Source organism: Microbacterium sp. NPDC090225 (assembly GCF_044772365.1).
In the GTDB taxonomy this organism is placed as follows: Bacteria; Actinomycetota; Actinomycetes; order Actinomycetales; family Microbacteriaceae; genus Microbacterium.
This window is the reverse complement of the sequence record NZ_JBIVYS010000001.1, coordinates 2,702,536-2,723,168: the sequence shown is the minus strand read 5'-3', so window position 1 is coordinate 2,723,168 and position 20,633 is coordinate 2,702,536. Positions and strand designations below refer to the sequence as shown.

18 protein-coding genes are annotated in these 20,633 nt (G+C 69.9%); 11 read left to right on the top strand and 7 right to left on the bottom strand.

Going from position 1 to position 20,633, the window contains the following annotated elements; translation table 11 throughout:
- Positions 1-20: 20 nt before the first annotated feature.
- Together ACIQTT_RS13085 and ACIQTT_RS13080 are read left to right on the top strand one after the other, a co-directional pair.
- The gene (locus ACIQTT_RS13085; RefSeq protein ID WP_336641695.1) at positions 21-605 is read left to right on the top strand and encodes an antibiotic biosynthesis monooxygenase; all 585 of its coding nucleotides are present in this window, start codon (positions 21-23) and stop codon (positions 603-605) included.
- A 46-nt stretch (positions 606-651) separates the two neighbouring features.
- A complete protein-coding gene (locus ACIQTT_RS13080; protein ID WP_402790632.1) occupies positions 652-1,497 on the top strand; it encodes an NAD-dependent epimerase/dehydratase family protein in 846 nt (281 codons plus the stop codon).
- Positions 1,498-1,591: 94 nt separating this feature from the next.
- On the opposite strand, the gene ACIQTT_RS13075 is transcribed toward ACIQTT_RS13080, so the two are convergent.
- On the bottom strand, positions 1,592-2,851 hold the full coding sequence (locus ACIQTT_RS13075; RefSeq protein ID WP_402790629.1) for a D-arabinono-1,4-lactone oxidase: 1,260 nt from the start codon (positions 2,849-2,851) through the stop codon (positions 1,592-1,594).
- 78 nt (positions 2,852-2,929) lie between these two features.
- Between ACIQTT_RS13075 and ACIQTT_RS13070 the strand changes: the two genes are divergently transcribed.
- The 5 genes from ACIQTT_RS13070 to ACIQTT_RS13050 all read left to right on the top strand — a co-directional run bounded on the left by ACIQTT_RS13070 (position 2,930) and on the right by ACIQTT_RS13050 (position 8,856).
- A complete protein-coding gene (locus ACIQTT_RS13070) occupies positions 2,930-3,976 on the top strand; it encodes a LacI family DNA-binding transcriptional regulator (protein WP_402790627.1) in 1,047 nt (348 codons plus the stop codon).
- A gap of 91 nt (positions 3,977-4,067) precedes the next feature.
- A complete protein-coding gene (locus tag ACIQTT_RS13065) occupies positions 4,068-5,405 on the top strand; it encodes an extracellular solute-binding protein (protein WP_402790625.1) in 1,338 nt (445 codons plus the stop codon).
- Entirely contained in the window at positions 5,402-6,340 is a 939-nt protein-coding gene (locus ACIQTT_RS13060; protein WP_402790623.1) for a carbohydrate ABC transporter permease, read from the top strand. The genes ACIQTT_RS13065 and ACIQTT_RS13060 overlap by 4 nt, the downstream gene beginning before the upstream one ends.
- Positions 6,340-7,275 carry a carbohydrate ABC transporter permease gene (locus ACIQTT_RS13055; protein WP_402790620.1) on the top strand — a complete coding sequence of 312 codons (936 nt, stop codon included), beginning with the start codon at positions 6,340-6,342 and terminating at the stop codon, positions 7,273-7,275. The genes ACIQTT_RS13060 and ACIQTT_RS13055 overlap by 1 nt, the downstream gene beginning before the upstream one ends.
- A gap of 45 nt (positions 7,276-7,320) precedes the next feature.
- A complete protein-coding gene (locus ACIQTT_RS13050) occupies positions 7,321-8,856 on the top strand; it encodes an alpha-N-arabinofuranosidase (protein WP_400443056.1) in 1,536 nt (511 codons plus the stop codon).
- Between the two features lie 146 nt (positions 8,857-9,002).
- Here ACIQTT_RS13050 and eccCa read toward each other — a convergent pair whose 3' ends face one another.
- The 5 genes from eccCa to ACIQTT_RS13025 are packed head-to-tail and all read right to left on the bottom strand — an operon-like array spanning position 9,003 to position 16,125.
- A complete protein-coding gene (eccCa, locus tag ACIQTT_RS13045; protein ID WP_402790616.1) occupies positions 9,003-12,917 on the bottom strand; it encodes a type VII secretion protein EccCa in 3,915 nt (1,304 codons plus the stop codon).
- Positions 12,914-13,699 (bottom strand): hypothetical protein, encoded by a 786-nt coding sequence (locus tag ACIQTT_RS13040; RefSeq protein ID WP_402790613.1) that lies wholly within the window; start codon positions 13,697-13,699, stop codon positions 12,914-12,916. The genes eccCa and ACIQTT_RS13040 overlap by 4 nt, the downstream gene beginning before the upstream one ends.
- On the bottom strand, positions 13,699-15,042 hold the full coding sequence (locus ACIQTT_RS13035) for an EsaB/YukD family protein (RefSeq protein ID WP_402790610.1): 1,344 nt from the start codon (positions 15,040-15,042) through the stop codon (positions 13,699-13,701). Before ACIQTT_RS13035 ends, ACIQTT_RS13040 begins: the two co-directional genes overlap by 1 nt.
- Positions 15,039-15,305 (bottom strand): hypothetical protein, encoded by a 267-nt coding sequence (locus ACIQTT_RS13030; protein WP_247956952.1) that lies wholly within the window; start codon positions 15,303-15,305, stop codon positions 15,039-15,041. The genes ACIQTT_RS13035 and ACIQTT_RS13030 overlap by 4 nt, the downstream gene beginning before the upstream one ends.
- Positions 15,298-16,125: an FHA domain-containing protein gene (locus tag ACIQTT_RS13025; protein ID WP_402790606.1), complete on the bottom strand. Its 828-nt coding sequence runs from the start codon at positions 16,123-16,125 to the stop codon at positions 15,298-15,300. Before ACIQTT_RS13025 ends, ACIQTT_RS13030 begins: the two co-directional genes overlap by 8 nt.
- A 166-nt stretch (positions 16,126-16,291) precedes the next feature.
- Here ACIQTT_RS13025 and ACIQTT_RS13020 point away from each other — a divergent pair, with 166 nt between their 5' ends.
- The 4 genes from ACIQTT_RS13020 (at position 16,292) to ACIQTT_RS13005 (ending at position 19,391) form a co-directional block, all read left to right on the top strand.
- Positions 16,292-16,672 carry a DUF6507 family protein gene (locus ACIQTT_RS13020; protein WP_402790603.1) on the top strand — a complete coding sequence of 127 codons (381 nt, stop codon included), beginning with the start codon at positions 16,292-16,294 and terminating at the stop codon, positions 16,670-16,672.
- Complete coding sequence (locus tag ACIQTT_RS13015) at positions 16,669-18,576, top strand: alpha/beta hydrolase (protein WP_402790600.1); 1,908 nt, start codon at positions 16,669-16,671, stop codon at positions 18,574-18,576. Before ACIQTT_RS13020 ends, ACIQTT_RS13015 begins: the two co-directional genes overlap by 4 nt.
- A 153-nt stretch (positions 18,577-18,729) precedes the next feature.
- Positions 18,730-19,065, top strand: coding sequence for a hypothetical protein (locus ACIQTT_RS13010; protein ID WP_247624474.1), 336 nt, complete (start codon positions 18,730-18,732; stop codon positions 19,063-19,065).
- Positions 19,066-19,082: 17 nt separating this feature from the next.
- The gene (locus ACIQTT_RS13005) at positions 19,083-19,391 is read left to right on the top strand and encodes a pore-forming ESAT-6 family protein (RefSeq protein WP_247624473.1); all 309 of its coding nucleotides are present in this window, start codon (positions 19,083-19,085) and stop codon (positions 19,389-19,391) included.
- A 90-nt stretch (positions 19,392-19,481) separates the two neighbouring features.
- Here ACIQTT_RS13005 and ACIQTT_RS13000 read toward each other — a convergent pair whose 3' ends face one another.
- A complete protein-coding gene (locus ACIQTT_RS13000) occupies positions 19,482-20,615 on the bottom strand; it encodes a bifunctional 2-methylcitrate synthase/citrate synthase (RefSeq protein WP_402790597.1) in 1,134 nt (377 codons plus the stop codon).
- Between the last annotated feature and the right edge of the window lie 18 nt (positions 20,616-20,633).

The following is a 20,633-nucleotide window of genomic DNA, read 5'->3' as shown; positions in this document are numbered from 1 at the left end:
GCTCTCTCGAGGACCCCACCATGTCCAGTGATCCCATCACCGTGTCCATCCGCCGTGAAGTCGACCCCGCCCGCATCGCCGAGGCGACCGCGTGGGTGCAGACCGGCGTCAACCTCGCCAACAAGTACCCGGGATTCCTCGGGTCGGGCTGGGTGCGGTCGGGCGATGAGACCAACGTCTGGCACATGCTGTACCGGTTCGCCGACGAGCAGACGCTCACCGCGTGGGAGGACTCCGGCGAGCGCGGCTGGTGGCTGTCGATGGGCGAGGGCTTCGTGCGCAGCGAGCGTTCGCGGCGTCGCACCGGAATCGAGGGCTGGTTCGACGAGCCGACCACCGGCACGATCACGGTGCAGACGACGGATGGCCGGGCCGAGGTCGCGGTCGTGAACGCCCCTCCGCGGTGGAAGCAGGCGGTGTCGATCTGGCTCGGGTTCTTCCCGGTCAACCTCGCCTTCACGTACGCGATGTCGCCGGTGCCGGGCTGGGATGCGCTGCCGATCTGGCTGCGGGTGCTCGTGACCACCGCGGTGCTGACGCCGATCATGGCGTACCTCGTGCTGCCCTGGGTGACCCGGCGCCTGCGCCATTGGCTGGCGCGCTGAAGTCAAGGGACACCACCCGGAGCGGATGCCGTGGCACTGTGGTGACATGCGCATCGCTCTCACCGGATCATCGGGCAAGCTCGGCCGCGTCGTCGCGAGGGAACTCCGGGCGAACGGGTACGAGGTCATCGGGATGGACGTCACGGGGGTCCGCGGTCCGGACTTCGTGCAGGTCGACCTGACGGACTACGGGCAGGTGGTCGACGCGTTCACCGCCGTCGGCGACCGCCACGACGGCATCGATGCGGTCGTGCATCTCGGGGCGATCCCGGCCCCTGGCATCCGCAGCGATGTCGCAACGTTCCACAACAACATGCCGGCCACGTTCAACGTGTTCTGGGCGGCGGTGCGCCTCGGCATCCGTCGCATCGTCTACGCGTCGAGCGAGACCGTGCTGGGGCTTCCGTTCGACGTGCCGCCGCCCTACATCCCGGTCGACGAGGACTACCCCGCCCGCCCCGAGTCGGTGTACTCGCTGGTGAAGACGCTCGAGGAGCAGCTGGCGACCGAACTCGTGCGCTGGCACCCGGAGGTGTCGATCACGGCACTGCGGTTCTCGAACGTCATGGACCCCGGGGACTACGCCGCCTTCCCCGCCTTCGACGCCGATGCGACACTGCGCAAGTGGAACCTGTGGGGCTACATCGACGCCCGCGACGGCGCCCAGGCCGTGCAGCGCGCCCTCGAGGTCGCCGCCCCCGGGTTCGACCGGTTCATCATCGCGGCCGCCGACACGGTGATGTCGCGGCCGAATGCCGAGCTGATCGCCGAGGTCTTCCCCGGCGTGCCGGTCACCCGCGACGTCGGACCGAACGAGACGCTGCTGTCGATCGACAGGGCCCGGCGGGTGCTGGGCTATGACCCGCGGCACTCCTGGCGCGACGAGGTCTGACGCCGCTTCACCGAGGGGGTGCTTCGACAGGCTCAGCAACCCGGTTCCTCGCTGGGTCCCTGAGCCTGTCGAAGGGCCCCACCCCGAGAAGCCCCTACAGCCCCAAGCGTTGTAGGTACCCGTTCACCAACCGCCGCTCCGGGTCGAATCGCGCGGCGAGCGCGGCGAAGTCGTCGAAGCGGGGATACCGCTCGCGCACCTCGGCGGCGTCGAGTGTGAACACCTTGCCCCAGTGGGGGCGAGCGGTGGGCGGCAGCGCCGCCTCGAGCGTCGGCAGGAACGCGCGCACGGCGTCCTCGTCGGGCTTCCAGGTGAAGTGGATGCCGACGGCATCCGTGCCGTACGACGAACTCAGCCAGAGGTCGTCGGCCTTCACCGTGCGGATCTCGTTCACCAGCAGCAGCGGGGCGATCTGACCGGCGAGCGAGCGCACCGCCTGGATCGCGGCGACGGCGTCGGCACGGGGCACGAGGTACTCGCTCTGGATCTCGGCACCGGCCGAAGGGGTGAACTCGAGCTTGAAGTGCGCGAGCCGCTCGAACCACGGCCCAGGCGCGCCGAGCTGTTCGGTGCACGCGACGGGGTCGACGCCGAGGATCGGATGCCGCTTGCTCGCCGCGGCTTCGGCCCCCAGGCTCTCGAACAGCGACTCGCGAGCGGCCTCGCGCGCTTCGGGGAGGCGCTGCTTGACCCAGATCTGATCGGCGACGTCGGTGTGCTGCCAGGTCGAGAAGATGCTGACGCTCGTGCCGATGCCGGTGACCGCTTCGAGGTCCGTGAGGATCGCGTCCCACGACGGGTGCTCGAAGACGTGCTGCGCGACGTCGTAGGTCGGCTCGACGTCGAGGGTGACGTCGACCACCGCGCCGAGGGCGCCGAGGCTCACGACCGCACCGTCGAAGTCGGCGTCGCCGCGGCGCAGCTCGCGGGTCTCGCCGGCCGGCGTGACGATCGTGAGAGCGCGTACGGCGCTCGCGAGCGAGCCGATCGCGTCACCGGAGCCGTGGGTGCCGGTGGCGACAGCACCGGCGACCGAGATGTGCGGCAGCGAGGCGAGGTTGGCGAGCGCGAGCCCCTCGGCGGCGAGCAGGGGGGCGATGTCGCCGTAGCGCAGCCCTCCGGCCACTCGCACGGCGTCGCGCTCCGCGCTCACCTCGAAGACGGCGGGCAGCCGGTCGAGGGCGATCAGCACACCCTCCGTGTCGGCGATGTCGTTGAAGCAGTGGCGCGATCCCAGCATCCGCACCGGTCCGCCCTGCGCGAGCAGCGTCCGCAGCTCGTCGATCGACGCCGGGTGCTCGACCCGGGATGCCCGATAGGTGAGGTTGCCCGCCCAGTTGCGCTCGTTGCCCATCGCGCCAGCATAGCCAGGCGCACATCTTCTACAACGATGTACTGCGGCGAATGACGACCCCGCGGGTAGGCTGACCGCATGACGACGACCCCGCCGCGCCGCGCGACGATGAAAGACGTCGCCGCTCTCGCCGGCGTCTCGCCGAAGACGGTCTCGAACGTCGTCACCGGCACCGTCCCCGTGAACGACGACACGCGCTCGAAGGTCGAGGCGGCGATGGCGCAGCTCGACTTCGTGCCGAACCTCAGCGCCCGCGGGTTGCGCAAGGGACGCTCGGGGATCATCGCGGTCGCCCTTCCCGATCTCGCGACCGCGTTCTCGGCCGAGCTCGTGCACCGGATCGTCGAAGCCGCGCACGAGCGGGGGCTGGCCGTGCAGATCGAGGAGACGGCATCCGAGCCCGAGCGTGAGAAGGAGCTGGTCTCCCGCGCCCGCGCCCACCTCGTCGACGGCCTGATCCTCAACCCCATCCGCCTCGAGGACAGCGTGCTCAAGTATGCCGACCGCCTGCCGCCGCTCGTCGTGATCGGCGAGGTCGAGCAGAACCGCGCCGACCACGTGCGCATCGACAGCCGACTCGCCGCCGCCGACGCCACGCGGCACGTTCTCGCGCGTGGCGCCCGACGGATCGCGGTGGTCGGCGCCGACGACGACCCCTCGGTCGCGACGGCGACGAGCCGCCTGCGACTCGAGGGCGTGCACGACGCGCTGCGGGAGGCGGGCATTCCCCGCGACCCCGCGCTCGAGGTCAACCGCCTGCCGTGGGAGATGGCGGGCGGAGCGGATGCCGTGCGCACGCTGTTCGAGCGCGGCGTCGCCTTCGATGCGATCGTCGCCTTCACCGACTCCCTCGCCCTCGGTGCCCTGCACGCCCTGCACGACCGCGGTGTGCGCGTGCCGGATGACGTGATCGTCACGGGCTTCGACGACGTCGAGTTCTCGAAGTACACCTCACCCTCGCTCACGACGATCGCGTTCGATCGCCGGGCCTTCGCGGTCGCCGCGCTCGGCCTGCTCGAGACCCGTATGGACGACCGGGCCGCTCCCCCGCGCGCCCTCACGCTCTCGCATCATCTGCTGGAGCGCGACAGCACGGGCGCCGCCCCGCTCGGTTACCGGCCCTGAGCCGCGGCATCGTCGAGGATCGCACGCTTGCGCCAGCGATTACATCGATGTAATGATGAGGCGTCCACCATCCGGTCACGAAGGAGTGACGATGACGCCCCCGCTCGATCTGTCCCGTCGGCAGTTCCTCACCGCCGCCACGCTCACCGCCGGCGCAGCCCTGCTCGCCGGCTGCTCCCCACTCTCGCCCACCGGTTCTCGCACCGAGACCCTTCAGTTCTGGCATCTGCTCTCGGGCGGCGACGGGGTGACGATGTCGTCGCTGCTCGACGGCGTGAACTCGGCGCAGTCCGACTACCGCATCCGCCCCACCGTCCTCGCCTGGGGCACCCCGTACTACACGAAGCTCGCGATGGCGGGTGCGGGTGGTCGCGCCCCCGACGTCGCGATCATGCACGCCACCCGTGTGAACGGCTGGGCACCGGGCGGTCTGCTCGACAGCTGGGACGTCGACCGGCTCGCCGAACTCGGCGTCGACCGCTCCACCTTCCCCGGCCCGATCTGGGAGAAGGGCTTCGTCGGCGACCGGCTCTTCAGCGTCGCCCTCGACGCCCACCCCTTCGTGCTCATGTTCAACACCGACATCTGCGACGCCGCGGGAGTACTCGACTCCGACGGCACGCTGCGTGAGACCTCGTCGCCCGAGGAGTTCGTCGACCAGCTCCGCGAGGTCGGCGCCCAGGCATCCGACCACGCCCTCTCGTACGGCTACCTCGGCGACGGCGCCCAGATGTGGCGCCTGTTCTATGGCCTCTACGCGCAGCACGGCCTGCAGATCGAACTGCCCGTGGGCGGCAGGGCCGTGATCGACAAGGATGCCGCGGTCGAGGCGCTCCGCTTCATGCAGACGCTCCTCGACGGTGAGATCGCGGCCGCGCGCGCCGACTACGGCGGAGCCGTGGCCGAGTTCGCGACCGGCAAGAGCGGCATGCTCATGACCGGTGTCTGGGAGCTGCGCACGATGCAGGCCGCGAACCTGCCGTTCGATGCGACGACGATCCCGACCCTCTACGGCACACCCGCGGTGTACGCCGACTCGCACTCCTTCGTGCTGCCGCACCAGGCGAACGCGAACGACGAGCGCCGCGACCTCGTGTACCGCTTCGTCGCCGACATGCTGAAGGACTCGTTCCAGTGGGCCGAGGCCGGGCACATCCCCGCTTACCTCCCCGTGACCTCATCACCCGCCTACGACGACCTCGTGCCCCAGGCGCACTACGCCTCGGCCGCCGACCACGTCGTCTACGACCCGACCGCGTGGTTCACGGGCTCCGGCTCGAGCTTCCAGGGCGAGTTCGGTGCCGCGGTGCAGAACGTGCTCCTCTCGGGCGCCGATCCGGCCGCCGCGATCGACCGCTTCGAGGCGCGCGTGAACACGCTGCTGCGCCAACCCAATCCGGCCGACCCCGAGGGGACGTGGAAGTCATGACCTCGACCGCCACCCGCACCCTCGTCACCGGCGGAGCATCCGACTTCCGCGACCGCCGCGCCGGTTCCCGCAAGCGCGAGCAGCTCATCAGCTGGGCCTTCCTGGTCCCCTTCCTCATCGCCTTCGCACTGTTCCTCGTCTGGCCGATCCTGCACGGCATCTACCTGAGCTTCACCGACCAGTCACTCACGGGCGCCGGCGGCGGATTCGTCGGGTTCGCGAACTACGCCGAAGCCCTCGTCGACCCCGTCATGTGGCAGTCGATAGGGAACACGGTATGGTTCACGCTGCTGTCGACCGTGCCGCTCGTCGTCGTGGCGCTGCTCATGGCGGCGCTCGTCGACCGGGGCCTTCCCGGCCAGTGGCTCTGGCGGCTGTCGTTCTTCATGCCGTACCTGCTCGCGTCCACCGTGATCTCGCAGATCTGGGTCTGGATCTTCAACCCGCAGATCGGTGCGGCCAACAACATCCTGACCTTCTTCGGCCTCGAGCCGATCGCCTGGCTGCAGAACTCCGACACCAACATGCTGTCGATCGTGATCGCGACGGTGTGGTGGACGGTCGGGTTCAACTTCCTGCTCTATCTCGCGGCCATGCAGAACATCCCACCGCAGCAGTACGAGGCGGCGTCCCTCGACGGGGCCGGCGCCTGGCGACAGTTCTGGTCGATCACGCTCCCCCAGCTCGGACCGGCCACCGTGCTGATCCTCATCCTGCAGATCCTCGCGTCGCTGAAGCTGTTCGACCAGGCGTACCAGATGCTCGGCGGGGTCGCGAGCGACACCACCCGCTCGATCGTGCAGTACATCTACGAGGCCGGCTTCGTGAACTACCGCTTCGGATACTCCGCGGCGATCTCGTACGTCTTCTTCGCCCTCATCGTCATCATCGGCGTCGCGCAGGCCCTGGTCACGCGTCGCAAGAAGGAGCAGTGATGTCCTCCGCCACCCTCATCCCCACCGAGTCGGCATCCGACGACCACACCCGCACGCTCACCGTTCCCCGCCACCGTCGCACCGTTCGCCCGAAGCTCCCCGGCCAGAAGCCGTTCTCGCCGCTGCGCATCGCCGCGTTCGTGGTACTGGCGCTCCTCGCGATCGGATGGCTGCTGCCGTTCCTCTGGGCGGTCGCGACCGCCTTCAAGACCGAGACGGATGCCGCATCCGGCGATCCCGGATGGATCGGCGCGAGCGGCCCCACCTTCGAGGCGTTCACGGCGATCCTCTCGCAGGGCAACGTGTACGTCTGGGCGCTCAACAGCCTGTGGACCTCGGTCGCCGTCACCCTCATCACGCTGACGATCTCGGCTCTGGCCGCCTACGCCTTCTCGCGGCTCGACTTCACCGGCCGCAAGTGGCTGTTCGTCGTGATCATCGCCTCGATCGTCGTGCCGCCGCAGGTGCTGATCATCCCGCTGTTCTACGAGATGCTCGCGTTCAACCTGATCGACACGCACTGGGGCCTGATCCTGCCGCAGGTCGTGGCGCCGGCGATGGTGTTCATCCTCAAGCGGTTCTTCGACGCGGTCCCGATCGAGCTCGAAGACGCCGCTCGCGTCGACGGCGCCAGCCGCCTGCGCATCTTCTGGTCGATCGTGCTGCCGCTGTCGCGGCCGATCCTGGCGTCCGTGGCGATCTTCGTGTTCATCGGGGCGTGGAACAACTTCCTCTGGCCGTTCCTCGTCATCAACGACACCACGCTCATGACGCTGCCGGTCGGACTCCAGACCGTGATCAGCGCCTACGGCGTGCAGTACGCGCAGGTCATGGCCCAGGCCGTGCTCGCCGCGCTCCCGCTCATCGTCGTGTTCCTCATCTTCCAGAAGCAGATCGTCAAGGGAGTCGCGACCAGCGGCTTCGGCGGTCAGTAGTCCCCGCACCCCGCATCCCGGCGTCCGCCGCAACCAAGGAGAGCAATGTCTCACGCCCGCATCACCATCGACCGCGACTTCACCATCGCCGACGTTCCCCGGAGGCTCTTCGGATCCTTCGTCGAGCACATGGGGCGCTGCGTGTACACCGGCATCTACGAGCCGGGGCACCCGCAGGCCGATGAACGCGGATTCCGACAGGACGTGCTCGCCCTGGTGAAGGAGATGGGGCCGACGGTCGTGCGGTACCCGGGCGGCAACTTCGTCTCGGGCTACCGCTGGGAAGACGGTGTCGGCCCGGTCGAGGACCGCCCGGTACGCATCGACGGCGCCTGGCACACGATCGAGACCAACGCCTTCGGGCTGCACGAGTTCATGGACTGGGCGAAGGAGGCCGACGTCGAGGTGATGGAGGCGATCAACCTCGGCACCCGCGGCGTCGAGGAGGCCCGCGCACTCGTCGAGTACGCCAACCACCCGGGTGGCACGTACTGGTCGGACCTGCGCCGCAAGAACGGCGCCGAGCAGCCCTTCGACATCAAGCTGTGGTGCCTGGGCAACGAGCTTGACGGGCCGTGGCAGATCGGCGGCAAGACCGCTGCCGAGTACGGCCGTCTCGCGCAGGAGTCGGCCAAGGCCATGAAGCTGGTCGACTCGTCGATCGAACTCGTGGCGGTCGGGTCGTCGAGCAGGTCGATGCCGACGTTCGGGTCGTGGGAGCACACCGTGCTCACCCACGCCTACGACGAGGTCGACTTCGTCTCGATGCACGCGTACTACCAGGAGCACGACGGCGACACAGAGTCGTTCCTCGCGGAGTCGGTCGACATGGACGGCTTCATCGAGGGCGTCATCGCGACGGTCGACGCCGTGAAGGCCGCCGGCAAGCACACCAAGCAGGTCGACATCTCGTTCGACGAGTGGAACGTGTGGGATCAGCGCAAGTACAACGACGTCGAGGCGGGCGAGATCGCGAAGGCCGGCTGGCGCGAGCACCCGCGCCTCATCGAGGACACCTACTCGGTGACGGATGCCGTCGTCGTCGGCACCCTGCTCAACAGCCTGCTGCGGCACGGAGACCGCGTGCGCATCGCCAACCAGGCGCAGCTCGTGAACGTGATCGCGCCGATCCGCTCGGAGGAGAACGGCCCGGCCTGGCGCCAGACCAGCTTCTGGCCGTTCGAGCGGATGGCGCGGCTGGCGAAGGGGCGCATCCTGCGCCTCGCGGTCTCGGCCTCGCAGATCGCGACGAAGCGCTACGGCGACGTCGACTCGGTCGATGCGGCCGCCACATGGGACGAGGAGACCGGACGCCTGGTCGTGTTCGTGGCGAACCGCTCGCTCGACTCGGCGAACGACCTCACGATCGACCTGCACGGCCTGGGCGACCTGCGCGTGCGTCAGGCCGAGACGCTCACGATCCCGGAGGGCGGCGACCGCTCGACCGCCAACCTCGAGACGGCGCCCGACACCGTGCACATGGTGCCGCTCGCCGCCGCCGAGATCGTCGACGGCACGGTGCGCGCGACCCTGCCGGCCCTGTCGTGGTCGGTCATCGAGCTCGAGGTGACGCGCGCCTGAGCCCACCTGGGTCCCTGAGCTTGTCGAAGGGTCCCGAACCGCGCAGAAGGGCCCGGACCAAGAAGGCCCGGCATCGACCTCCGATGCCGGGCCCTCTCTGCGCGAGACGGATGCCGCGTCTACTGGCAGACGAGCCACCACCTGCTCTACTCGAACCGAGCGACCTGCACGAGGGTCGCCCCCGAACCGCGACGCACGAACCGCCCGCGCCCCGGCACCATCTGCTCGGCGTACACCTTCGCCAGCAGAGGGCCCTCGCCCCGATCGCCGCTCATCACCAGCGTCGATCCTCCGGTGTCGCGCAGCGACTGGAGCGACGAATCGAAAATCGCCCGCGATGACCCCAGCACCGGCCGGGTGAGCACGACGTTCAGGCCGAGGTCGCGCGCCGAGGCGAGGTAGGGCAGCAGCGGACGCAGCGGCTCGGTGCCGCCCGCCGCCAGCACGTCGAAGTCGTCGATGACCACGAGGATCCGCGGCCCCGGCACCTTGGCCGCCTGCCGCTTCTCGAGCTCGATGGCGATCGACTCCGCGAGCTGGCGCGCCAGCGGAGCGGTGGCGGCGTGCCCGCCGAGGTACGGCTCGGGCACCTCCTCGGCGAGATCGCCGCGCACATCCATCAACGCGATGACCAGGTCGTCCGGCGTGTGGCCCGCGAGCGCGCCGCGGACGATGCCCCGCAGCACGGTCGTCTTGCCGCACCCGGTGTCTCCGAGCACCATCAGGTGCGGGTCGTTGCGTGCGAGGTCGAGCGAGAACGCCGTCATCGTGTCCTGCCGCAGCCCCAGCGGGATCACCGACGGATCGATCCCGGCATCCGAAAGCATCCGCGGAGCGAGGTCTTCGGGAAGCAGCCGGATCGGCGCCGCCTCCGGGCCCGCCCACGACTCGGCCGACTGCCGCGCGAGCGCCTCCAGCATCTCGCCGACGCCCACCGAGTCGTCGTCCTCGAGCACGGGGAGGGCGATCTGCGCGAACTCCGAGGCATCCGTCAGCGCGCGCCCCGGTTCATCGCGCCGGAGCGATGACGAGAGCTTGCGCGAGACCTGCGAGTCGCTCGGTTCGTTGAGCCCCAGTTCGATCCGCGTGCCGATCACGCCCTGCTGCGGCGAGCGCAGATCGTTCCAGCGATTGAGCGTCACCACGACGTGGATGCCGTAGCTGCCGCCGCGATCCAGGAGGCGCTGCAGCGCTCCCTCGTTCTCCTCGAAGTCGGCGCGGAGGGTCGCGTACCCGTCGACGAGCAGCACGACATCGGCCGAGGGCAGCTGCGGGAGGCCCCCGGCCGCGTGTCTGCGTCGCAGCTCGTCGACCGAATCGATCCCCTCCGCGCGGAACACCTGCTCGCGCACGTCGAGCATGGTCGTGAGTTCCTCGAGCACACGACCCACGCGCTCCCGATGTCCGCGCGTCGCGACGCCGCCGACGTGCGGGAACCCCTCGATACGGGCGAGACCGCCGCCGGTGAGGTCGAGCCCGTACACGCTCACCTGCCGCGGCGTGCGGGTCACGGCGATCGACGCGGCGACGGTGCGCAGGAACGTCGAGCGACCGGACTGCGGCGCGCCCATCACGCTGATGTGTCCGCCGGAACGGGTCAGGTCGAGCCTCCAGGGTTGCTGCCGCTGCTGCACCGGTTCATCGAGCAGACCGATCGGGATGCTCAACCCCGCGGCATCCTCGATCGCACCGCTCGACGGCAGCAGTCCGCCGAGCGTGACCCGCGTGGGAAGAGGCGCCAACCAGACCGGGCGCGTGCGGATCGCGCCCTTCGCGAGCCGCTCGACGGCCACGTCGACCAGTGCCCGCTCCGGCAGCACGTGTTCCGCCGGAGCGGACTCCCGCACCCCCACGGCGTCATCGGCCACGGCCTCGGGCAGCGGCGGCAGGGTGTCGTACGCCGTGATCATCCGCATCCGCGGGCCCTCGGTCGTCTCGACCGGCCGATCCCGGGCATCGTCGACAGGGCCCGAGACGTAGCCCGCGCGGAGGCGGGTGTATATGGAGGTGTCGACCTTGAGATAGGCGTAGCCCGGGATCGCCGGCAGATGGAACGCGTCCTGGGTGTCGAGCACCATCGCGCTCTCGGCGGCCGAGAACGTGCGCAGCCCGATCCGATACGAGAGGTACGTCTCGAGGCCGCGGAGCTTGCCCGCCTCGATCCGCTGGCTCGAGAGCAAGAGGTGCACGCCGATCGAGCGACCGATGCGTCCGATCGTGAGCAGCAGGTCGACGAACTCCGGTTCGGCGGTGAGGAGCTCGCCGAACTCGTCGATCACGAGGAACAGGTGAGGCAGCGGCGGCAGCTCGGGACGAGTGCGTCGAAGCAGTCGGTACTGCGTGATCGACGCCGAGTTGTCGGCGGCTTTCAGGAGCTGCTGGCGCCGCACGACCTCGCCGTTGATGCTCGCGCGCGCCCGCTCGGTGAGCTGCGGATCGTCGGCGAGGTTGTCGATGATCCCGGCGACGTGCGGGAGACGCGCGAACGGTGCGAACGCCGCCCCGCCCTTGTAGTCGACGAGGATCATGCTGAGGTCATCAGGCCCGTGCGTGGACGCCAGTCCCAGCACGAGCGTGCGCAGCAGCTCACTCTTGCCCGACCCCGTCGCGCCGATGCAGATGCCGTGCGGCCCCATACCGAGCTGCGCCGATTCCTTGAGGTCGATGAGCACCGGGGCGCCCGTATCGTCGACTCCGATCGGCACGCGGAGGAAGTCCGCGGAGGAGCGCGGTGCCCACGCCCGACGCGGATCGATCTGCGCCACGTCGCCGAGTCCGAGGAGTTCACCGAGGTCGGGCGCCACGGCATCGGTCGCCTCGGCCGCCGTCGCCCGGCTCATCCGCAGCGCCGCCAGAGGACGAGCGATCGTCTCGAGCAGGGTCTGCTCGACGGCATCCGCCGCGCAGATCACCGGCTCCCCCGACTCGACGGGGTTCGCGATCGCACATCCCTCCGCGTCGACCGCGATACGGGCGACCACGTGCTCGGGTTCCTTGAGACGATCGTCGACGAGGTGCACGACCGTGATGCCCAGATCGGCGGCGTCGAGCACCGAGTCCCAGCGCGGCGGAGTCGTGGCATACCCGTCGCCCTCATCGACGAAGAGCACCAGACGCACCGGCCGGATGCGACGCCCCGCGCGACGTGCCGCCGTCGTGGCCGCGACGCGATCACGCAGTTCGGGCGCGATCAGAGCGAGCATCTCGTCGAGGGTGGGGGCGATGCGGCGCGCCAGCGGCTGATCACCGGCAGGGCGCGGCGCACCTGCGTGCGGGAGCAGATCGAACCCGCGCCAGTCGGCGACCGCGGCTGCCGGGAACACGGCCGCGAGGTGCACCTCGTCGGGCGAGTGGAACGTCGCGAGCTGCACCGCGATCGATCGCGCCACCTGCAACGCCCGCGTCCGGTCGCCGACGATCGCGTACTGCCCTCCGGTCGAGAGATCGATCGTCGCCGGCATCCCCTGCACCACCCCCGCCGAACGCACCAACCGCTCGGCGGCGGCCTTCATGATCGGGTCGTACGGCTGCACCGGATTCGATTCCTCGGGTAGCACCACCGGGAGCACCGGGAGGTCGCCGGTGCCGATGCGCACCTGCAGGAAGTCGGGGTCGGATGGGCGGCATTCCCAGCGACGCGCCGGGTCGTGCCCGAGCTCGACGAGCGCCGAGGGCGACGGATGCCGGGTGAGCGCCGCCCGCCGCACGTGCGCCACTCGGTCGCGCTGCTCGGCGCGGACGTGCTCGAGGTGGTCGAGATAGCGTTCTCGCTGCATCCGACGCTGACGTGCCGCGTTTCCGCGCGTCGTGAAGGCCATGCCGATGCCGCCGACGAGAGCGACGACGAGGATCACGGCGCCGATCACGACGAACATCGGGTTACCGCGGAGGAGCACCATCATGGTGATTGACGAAAGGCTGCCGACGATCGGCAGCACCGACTGCAACGGGAAACCGGCGGCGTTGTCGTTGCTCGCCGGCGGAGCGGTGAGCACGATGCCCTCCGGGGGGTCCTCCGGGAGGACGGCCCGCGCAGGACGATGGACGATGGACTGCGTCATGCGCCGACCTTCCCGATGAGGGTCCCCGCGAGACGGAGCAGGGCCTGGCGCGCCCGGAAGGATCGCGCCGGCTCTCCCCCGGCCAACGCCGCATCGTGCGGAACGACGATCACCGGCTGCTCGGTCTGCGCCGCGATCACCGCGGGAACCCGTCGCGATTCCCTGCTCGCATCGACGAGGGCGACGACCGCCCGCGGACTCCCCGGCAGGACGTCGATCGCCTCGACCACGACCCGGGCCAGTTCCGCCCCCTCGCGCCGTGCGGGAGCGACGACGCAGACCGCATCGCAGAGCCCGGCGATCTCGCCGATCTCACGATCGGGATCACGCGGACCGAAGTCCGCGATCACGACGTCGTGGAAGCGCATGACGGGTGAGACCTCACGCTCCCACGCGGCGACCGGGCGGGCCGCGGCATCCGACGGTCGGGCCCCGAGCACACCCGACGTCATCTGCAGCAGCTGCCGAGCGTCGCCGCTCGTGCGGAACAGGCGTCGGTCGCGACGCGGTGACGTCTCGACGATCCCGAGCCGCCGGGCGAGATCGCCCTCGGGCGAGAGGTCCGCGACGAGCGGGGGAGCAGCGCGCCGTCGAGCGACGAGGCGTACGATCTCACCCGCGACGGTCGTCGCACCGGCTCCGGCGGAGAGCTGGACGAAGCCGATCCGACGGACCGTGCTCATCGGTCGGGTGATCGCGGCGTCCCACGCGGCGAACCGGGTGAGGAGCGCTGCACCGCTGCCGAACATCGCCACGGGGATCGCCCCGCGGTCGAACGGCATCACGCGCCCCCTCCGAACAGTGCGAGCAGATCGGCGTAGATCCCGAAGACCCCCACCGCCATCGGCACGATCGCGATCACGGCAGCGGTCTCCAGCGCGTCACCGAAGGAGCGGAGCCGCGCCCGCCGATGCGCTTTCGGGCGGGCGAGCCCGGCGATGGCCGCTGTCACGCCGATCACCACGGCACCGGCGACGACGGTCCACCCGAGCGAACCGTTCACGATCAGGGTCGCCGCGGCGACGGCGGCGATGCCGATCCCGGCCACCCAGAGCAGGAAGCCCTGCGACCGGAGCGGGAACGCCCGCGATCGCAGCAGCACCACGAGCGCGAGCGACGCAGCGAGGAGCCTCGGCCAGACGGCATCCGTCATCCAGAGGACGATGCCGCAGAGGGCGAGCACCGCGGCCAGCACCGCCACGGCCCAGTCGAGGGTGCGATACGCGTCGGACACGGCGCCCAACGCGGCGGGTCTCGGCAGATCGGCGCTCTCGGCCGCCCGATGGTCGAGGCCCGTGAGACCGGAGGCCGAGAGCGCGAGCCACGGCACGAGTCCGAGGAGCACGGCGGCGACGACGCCGATCACCGCGGCGGCCTGATCGTGGCGCATGCCCATCACCAGTGCCGTCAGCAGCGGCACCGTCAGCACGATCCCCAGGGCACCGCCGACCATCGCGCCGCGCGAGCCCCGCGCGACCCCTCCCCCGATCAGGAGCACCGCCGACCAGACGAGTGCGACCCATAGAGCGGTGATCGGAAGGACGGATGCCGGGTGCGTCGCGGCCTGCGCAGCCGCCGCGTGCAGGGCGGCAGGCACGCCCGCCCCCACCGCGGCGGTCGTCATGACGGCCGCCGGCCGACGTCGACCGAACAGACCGAATCCCACGGCGAAGACGAGGAGCAGGCCGAGCAGACCGAAGCGCACGGCGCCGCCGACGACGCCGTCGAACGGCACCGCGATCGACGCGGCAGCCGCGGACAGCGCGACGACGACCGCGCTGACGGCGGCCCTCGATGCGTCGCTCCAGCGGTCGTTGCGGTTCTCGAGCTCGTCGGCGAGCACGTCGACCACGTCGATGACCATCGGTGGCGGCGGCGCGGAGTCGAACGGGAGCAGGCGCAGCACCGAACCGTCGACGAGACTCTGCTCACGGGCGGAGCGCTCGAGGTCGAGCGAGTCCCCGATCGCGGTGACGAGCGCGAGGGGGCGTCCGCCGGCACCGGAGGGTTCCGCCAGAGCATCGATCAGCTGTGGCAGCAGACTGCCGAGCGGGTCATCGCTCGACACCGCGATCTCGGCGCGCCGCGACGAACCCCGAACGCTCAGGCGCGTGTAGTCGCTCACACCGTCTCCTCTTCGATGATGCTGATCGACGCGTTCTGCCGCGCCTTCTCGGCCGCCTGCGCCTGGAGCAGGTCGGTGACGAACGAGATGCCGACGCACACCGCGCAGGCGAGGGCCGCCACGATGAGGGAGGCGATGAATCGGCGGACATTGTCGTTCACCGTGCGTCGATCCGGGATGCGCCCGTGCAGCAGTGCAGAACCGAGCCGGAAGCGCTGCGTGCGCGCCTCCTCGATGAGGGCGCGATCGCGGAGGTCAGGCATAGTGCACTCCTCGGGCGGCTTCATCACCGTCATCGGCCGCATCGGAGGCACCCCGGCGATCCCGACGGGAGCCGGCGATCGTGAGGCTGCGATCACCCAGCCGGAGCACGGCATCCGCGGGCATGCGCGTCGGCACGAACGGGTCGAGCGAGGCGCGCTCCACGCCGACCTCCATCGCCGTCCCGTTGGCGGAGCCGAGGTCGGTGACCCACACGCTCTCGCCGTCCCATTCGAGCCGGGCGTGGGTCTTCGACAGTGTGCGCGAGAGGTCCGGCCAGGAGAATCGCTGCTCGCCCCGGGCATCCGTCGTCGGGTTCCTGCCGACCACCAGAGCGCGCGCGAACGGAAGTCGCTGACCCGAGTCCAGCAACGCGACGGTGTTCGTCGCCCGCGCGGGCGGATGCGGCGCGGCGGCGCGTTCGGGGAACCGGTGGAGCGCCACGGCGGAGGAGATCGGATCGCGGCCGCGGCGGATGTCGATCACGAGCAGACGACGACCGGAGAGATCGGCGACGAGGAGGCGTCCGGAGGGGCATCCGCTCGACCGCTCGACGATGCGGAGCCCGAACATCCGCGCGCCGAGCGTACGCCCGGCGAGGGCGAGCGCGAGCACCTGACCTCCCGTGATCCCCAGCGCGAGGAGCACCAGTCCCGCACCCGTGAGGGGCATCCGCACCGCATACATCGACACGGCGCAGATCAGCGGTACGAGGACGGCGAGGGTGTCCGATACCAGGGCGAGACACCGCGCCCTGGTACCGGCTCGCACGCTGTAGACGAACGCGTCGACGCCGCCATCCGTCTTTCCAGCCGTGCTCATGACCCCCCTTTGTGGAGTGCGCCCCACGCGCACCCACGGTCGGCGAGTTTATACATACGAGGACACCTCGCGATGACCCCCTGTGGATAACTTCGCGATCCTCGGAGGCGGTTTTGTTACGCTCCCGGCGCTCGACCGTGGGGTCGAGCAGACCGGAGGAAGTGAAATGAACTGTGAAGGTTGGCGCGTGGATCCGGACGGGGTGGCCGGTGTGCTGGCGGGTGTCGATGACACCGCATCGCGATTCGAGAAGAGTCGCGACGAGATCGAGGAGGCGGCGTTCGAGGGCGCGGAGACCCTGATCGCCGACGGACGCACGGCGCTCTCGTCGGCCTGGGAGGTGTTCCTCGAGGATCGCCGCCTCGTGCCGGGCAAGATCATGTACGCGATCAACGCCGCGGCCGGCGCCGTGAGCGATGCGACGGTCGCCGTCATCACCGGCGACGAGCAGATGGCGGGTGAGATGCGCACCGCCGCGCAGCAGGCGGAGGACGCGTGGGGCATCTCACCGCCGCCTGCAGCCGGCTCGAACGGAGGACGACGATGAGCGTCTCGGAGCAGCTGCCGACGGTTCTCCCGCCGTCGGCGCTCGACGCATTGGCGGATCGTCTCGACCTCGCCGCGGGCAGGATCGAGTCCGCGATGACGGATGCCGCCGACCGGTGGGGACGGCTGCACGAGGTCTTCGACGTCCGCGGGGCGGAGGGCGCGTACGACCTGCTCGACCGCCCCGCGCGAGCATCCCAGGACTTCGCCGAGGCCCTTCACGACGCACGCGACCGCCTCGCCTCCGTCGCTCGCGAGTCGCTCCCCGATCTGCTGCGACGCCGCGAGGCCCTCGCGGCGCGGATCGAGGCCGTCGATGTCCGCGCCACCGCTGCGGCGCTCGACGTCGCCGCCGCCGAGGCGCGGTTCGTGCGGGCCCGCGATGCCGAGGACGCCGAAACGGCCATGCCCCGCGCATCGCGGGAACGGCTCTCGGCCTGGGCAGACCAGCATGTGGCCGAGACCGCCGTCGGAGAGCTCGAGGGCGAGATCGCCCGGCTGCGACGCGATGTCGAACAGGTCGAGGAGGGCTTGGCGAGCAGTCTCCGAGGCATCAGCGGTGGCGACACCGTGTCGGATGCCGGGGGTGGAGCCGTCGGCATCGCGCAGAGCTACTGGGGCGCGTCTCGGGCGCTCTATCCCGGTGCCGCCGGGGCGGCCATCGGACTCGAGGAGCGGTTCACCCGTTCGCTGTCGGATGCCTCCGCGCGGCGGATCTCGTGGATGGGGCGGGCCACTCGTGACGATGTGCGCGCCTGGGTCGAGAGCCATCCGGACTTCGCCGCCGCCGTCGGGATGGTCGATCCGGCGAAGGCGCAGCGGCTGTGGGCGCAGACCGAGCCGGCCTCCGCGGCGCAGCTCTTCGCCCTGGCGCCGTTCGCGATCGGCAACCTCAACGGAATCTCGTCGGTCGTGAAGAATCGGTTCAACCGCGAGTCGCTCGACCGGATGCTGGCGCGCGACGACCTGCGCGGCGACTACCGCGCCCATCTCGAGAAGCTCGAGGAGAAGCTCGATGAACCCGGGGGCCCGAAGCTGCTCTCGCTCTTCCAGGAGACCGTCGACGGTAGCCCGCGCGCGAGTATCGGGTGGGGCGACATCGACGGCGCGGATCAGATCACGACCCTGTCGCACGGCATCACGGAGGACCTCGCCGCTTTCCCCGACTGGGCGCACAGCGCCCAGACGATGCAGACGGAGGTCGCGAAGCGCACGGCGGCGACGACCGCGACCGTGCTCTTCATGGAGTGGGACTCCGGCGACATCCCGGAGGTCGAGCACATCGAGCGGCCCGACAACGGTGCCGTGCGGCTGTCGCATCTGCTCCATGGATTCCGTGCGCAGAACCCCGACTCCCAGCTCGACCTCGGTCTGCACTCCCTCGGCACGACGATGGGCGCGCAGATGATGGCGGACAATCCGCGGCTCGTCAGCAACGCGTGGTTCTACGGATCGGCGGGCATCAGCGGGCACACCGCCCGCGAGCTGGAGCGACAGATGGATGCCGGCGAGCTCGTGATCCATGCGACGTACGCGCACGGTGACGGCATGTTCAGCGGCGACCGCGTGGCTCCCGTCGGCCGGATGGGCGAGCATCCTGTCGATCCGGCCGATATCGACGGCGTACGGAACTTCAGCTCGGAAGGAGGACTGGTCGGGGACGTGGGGAACGGTGAGCCGGTGATCACGGCGCGCGGCGATCGAACCGACGGACACAACTCGCAACGCTCGAATCTTCCCTACTACCGGGCGCACCCGTTGCAGGTCCTGGTCGATCCGATCGGAGCGCTGCTGAGTCCGTGGCAGGCTCCGGCCGTCGGCTATCTCGACCCCGATTCGCAGTCGTTCCGGCAGTCCGTCGTCGACATCGCCCACACGGCCGAGACTCCGCGTTCGAGCAATTAACGTCCTCGAATCCGAGAAGAAGGGTTTCAGGTGCGGTCTGTGGATAACTTCGACGTCGTCGCAGACCACCCTGTTACTCTCTCCTCGCCCATCGGGGGCGATGGCGTCTTCGCGACCGCGGGGACGGGAGGGCAACGAAAGGAAGACCGGAGCATGAAGTTCGATATGGGGGCCGAGACGCTCAGCGTCCTCGGCAAGCAGACGTCGGGATCCAGCGACGACCTCGGCGCGCTCGTGAAGCAGCTCGTGGTCGCCGCCGACCCGCTGATGCAGGTGCACGCGGGTGCGGCGAAGGCCGCGTTCGACAGCTTCAAGGGCCGCACCGATGAGGTCGCCGCCGAGCTGAACTCGTCGCTCGCCGCTGTGCTCGGAGGCATCTCGGGCATGGACCGCGCGTTCCGCGAGGGAGAGTCCGAGATGGTCGACCAGACCCGTGGAGCCGAGAGCGGTGCGTCCTTCGAGGCCGCCCGCTTCGGCGGATCGCGCTGAGAAGAAGGAGACAGACAATGGCATACGAAGATCGCCGCGCCTACAGCGTCGCCGCCTCGCAGGAGGTCCAGGGAGAGTTCAACCGCGTCTCGGGCCTGCTCGAGAGCCTGATCGCCGACCGCGACAAGGCCGTGCAGAACGCCATGGCCGACTACTCCGCCGACGGGGTCTCCGAGGAGTACCGCGGCAAGGAGCTGCGGTGGAAGAACGCAGCCGACGAGGTGCGCAACATCATCACGCTGCTGCGCAGCACGATGGAGAGCAACGACGGCACCGCCTCGCAGGCGGGTGCCCGCGCACGCGCGGCCGTCGAGAACATCGGCTGACGCTCGAGAGCGGATGCGTCACCGCGAGCACCTGGGTCCCTGAGCCTGTCGAAGGGCCCCAGGTGCTCGCGCATCGGCGATGCGCCGCGATCAGCCCGCGATGTGCCGCTCGTCCGGGCCGACGTACTCCGAGAGCGGGCGGATCAGCGCGTTGGCACCGGCCTGCTCGATCACATGCGCCGTCCACCCCGTCACCCGCGCCGCGACGAAGAGGGGCGTGAAGGTGAGGGTGTCGAAGCCGATCAGGTTGTACGCCGGACCCGAGGGGTAGTCGAGGTTCGGATAGATGCCCTTGCGTGCGACGAACTCCGACTCGAGCGCGTCGTACAGCGCCCCGACCTCCGGCTTGTCGAAGTGCTCGACGAGCGTGTCGAGGGCCGCCTTCATGGTCGGCACCCGCGAGTCGCCCTTCTTGTACACGCGGTGCCCGAAGCCCATGATCTTGCGCTTCTCGGCGAGGGCCTTGTCGAGCCAGGCCGCGACCGCATCCGCCGTTCCGATCTCATCGAAGATGTGCAGCACGGCCTCGTTCGCCCCGCCGTGCAGCGGACCCTTGAGAGCGCCGATCGCCCCGACGACTGCCGAGTACAGGTCGCTGAGCGTCGACGTGATGACCCGCGCGGTGAAGGTGGAGGCGTTGAACGAGTGCTCGGCGTAGAGGATCATCGACCGGTTGAACGCGTCGACGACCACGGCATCCGCCTCTTCGCCGAACGTCATCCAGAGGAAGTTGGCCGAGTAGTCGAGGTCGTCGCGCGGCTCGATGAGTTCCTGCCCGCGGCGGCGGCGCTGGCCGTAGGCCACGATCGCGGGGAGCGCCGCGAACAGACGGATGCTGCGCTCGAGGTTCTGTTCCGGGCTGCCACCGGCATCCAGCACCGATCCGCCGGCGCCCGGATCGGAGGCTCCGATCAGGCTGACCGCCGTTCGAACCTCGTCCATCGGATGCGCTTCGAGGGGCACGAGGTCGATCGCGGCCTTCACGTTGTCTGCGAGAGCACGGTGCCGCCGTTCCTCGACGCGGAACGCCGCGAGCTCCTCCGGCGTCGGCAGCTCGCCGTGCCACAGCAGGTACGCCACGGCCTCGAACGACTGCGTCGCGGCGAGCTCCTGCACCGGGTATCCGCGGTAGAGCAGGCTGTTGGTCTCGGGGTTGACCTTCGAGATCGAGGTCGTGTCGACGACGATCCCGGCGAGGCCCTTCTTGATGTCCGGTTCGGTCATGCTCACTCCTTCGTGTGC

Coding starts and splice junctions, on each gene's coding strand:
- ACIQTT_RS13020 (WP_402790603.1), top strand. CDS start 16,292: ATGAACTGTGAAGGTTGGCGCGTGGATCCGGACGGGGTGGCCGGTGTG.
- ACIQTT_RS13000 (WP_402790597.1), bottom strand. CDS start 20,615: ATGACCGAACCGGACATCAAGAAGGGCCTCGCCGGGATCGTCGTCGAC.
- ACIQTT_RS13060 (WP_402790623.1), top strand. CDS start 5,402: ATGACCTCGACCGCCACCCGCACCCTCGTCACCGGCGGAGCATCCGAC.
- ACIQTT_RS13040 (WP_402790613.1), bottom strand. CDS start 13,699: ATGCCGTTCGACCGCGGGGCGATCCCCGTGGCGATGTTCGGCAGCGGT.
- ACIQTT_RS13050 (WP_400443056.1), top strand. CDS start 7,321: ATGTCTCACGCCCGCATCACCATCGACCGCGACTTCACCATCGCCGAC.
- ACIQTT_RS13010 (WP_247624474.1), top strand. CDS start 18,730: ATGAAGTTCGATATGGGGGCCGAGACGCTCAGCGTCCTCGGCAAGCAG.
- eccCa (WP_402790616.1), bottom strand. CDS start 12,917: ATGACGCAGTCCATCGTCCATCGTCCTGCGCGGGCCGTCCTCCCGGAG.
- ACIQTT_RS13055 (WP_402790620.1), top strand. CDS start 6,340: ATGTCCTCCGCCACCCTCATCCCCACCGAGTCGGCATCCGACGACCAC.
- ACIQTT_RS13005 (WP_247624473.1), top strand. CDS start 19,083: ATGGCATACGAAGATCGCCGCGCCTACAGCGTCGCCGCCTCGCAGGAG.
- ACIQTT_RS13025 (WP_402790606.1), bottom strand. CDS start 16,125: ATGAGCACGGCTGGAAAGACGGATGGCGGCGTCGACGCGTTCGTCTAC.
- ACIQTT_RS13080 (WP_402790632.1), top strand. CDS start 652: ATGCGCATCGCTCTCACCGGATCATCGGGCAAGCTCGGCCGCGTCGTC.
- ACIQTT_RS13075 (WP_402790629.1), bottom strand. CDS start 2,851: ATGGGCAACGAGCGCAACTGGGCGGGCAACCTCACCTATCGGGCATCC.
- ACIQTT_RS13015 (WP_402790600.1), top strand. CDS start 16,669: ATGAGCGTCTCGGAGCAGCTGCCGACGGTTCTCCCGCCGTCGGCGCTC.
- ACIQTT_RS13070 (WP_402790627.1), top strand. CDS start 2,930: ATGACGACGACCCCGCCGCGCCGCGCGACGATGAAAGACGTCGCCGCT.
- ACIQTT_RS13065 (WP_402790625.1), top strand. CDS start 4,068: ATGACGCCCCCGCTCGATCTGTCCCGTCGGCAGTTCCTCACCGCCGCC.
- ACIQTT_RS13085 (WP_336641695.1), top strand. CDS start 21: ATGTCCAGTGATCCCATCACCGTGTCCATCCGCCGTGAAGTCGACCCC.
- ACIQTT_RS13030 (WP_247956952.1), bottom strand. CDS start 15,305: ATGCCTGACCTCCGCGATCGCGCCCTCATCGAGGAGGCGCGCACGCAG.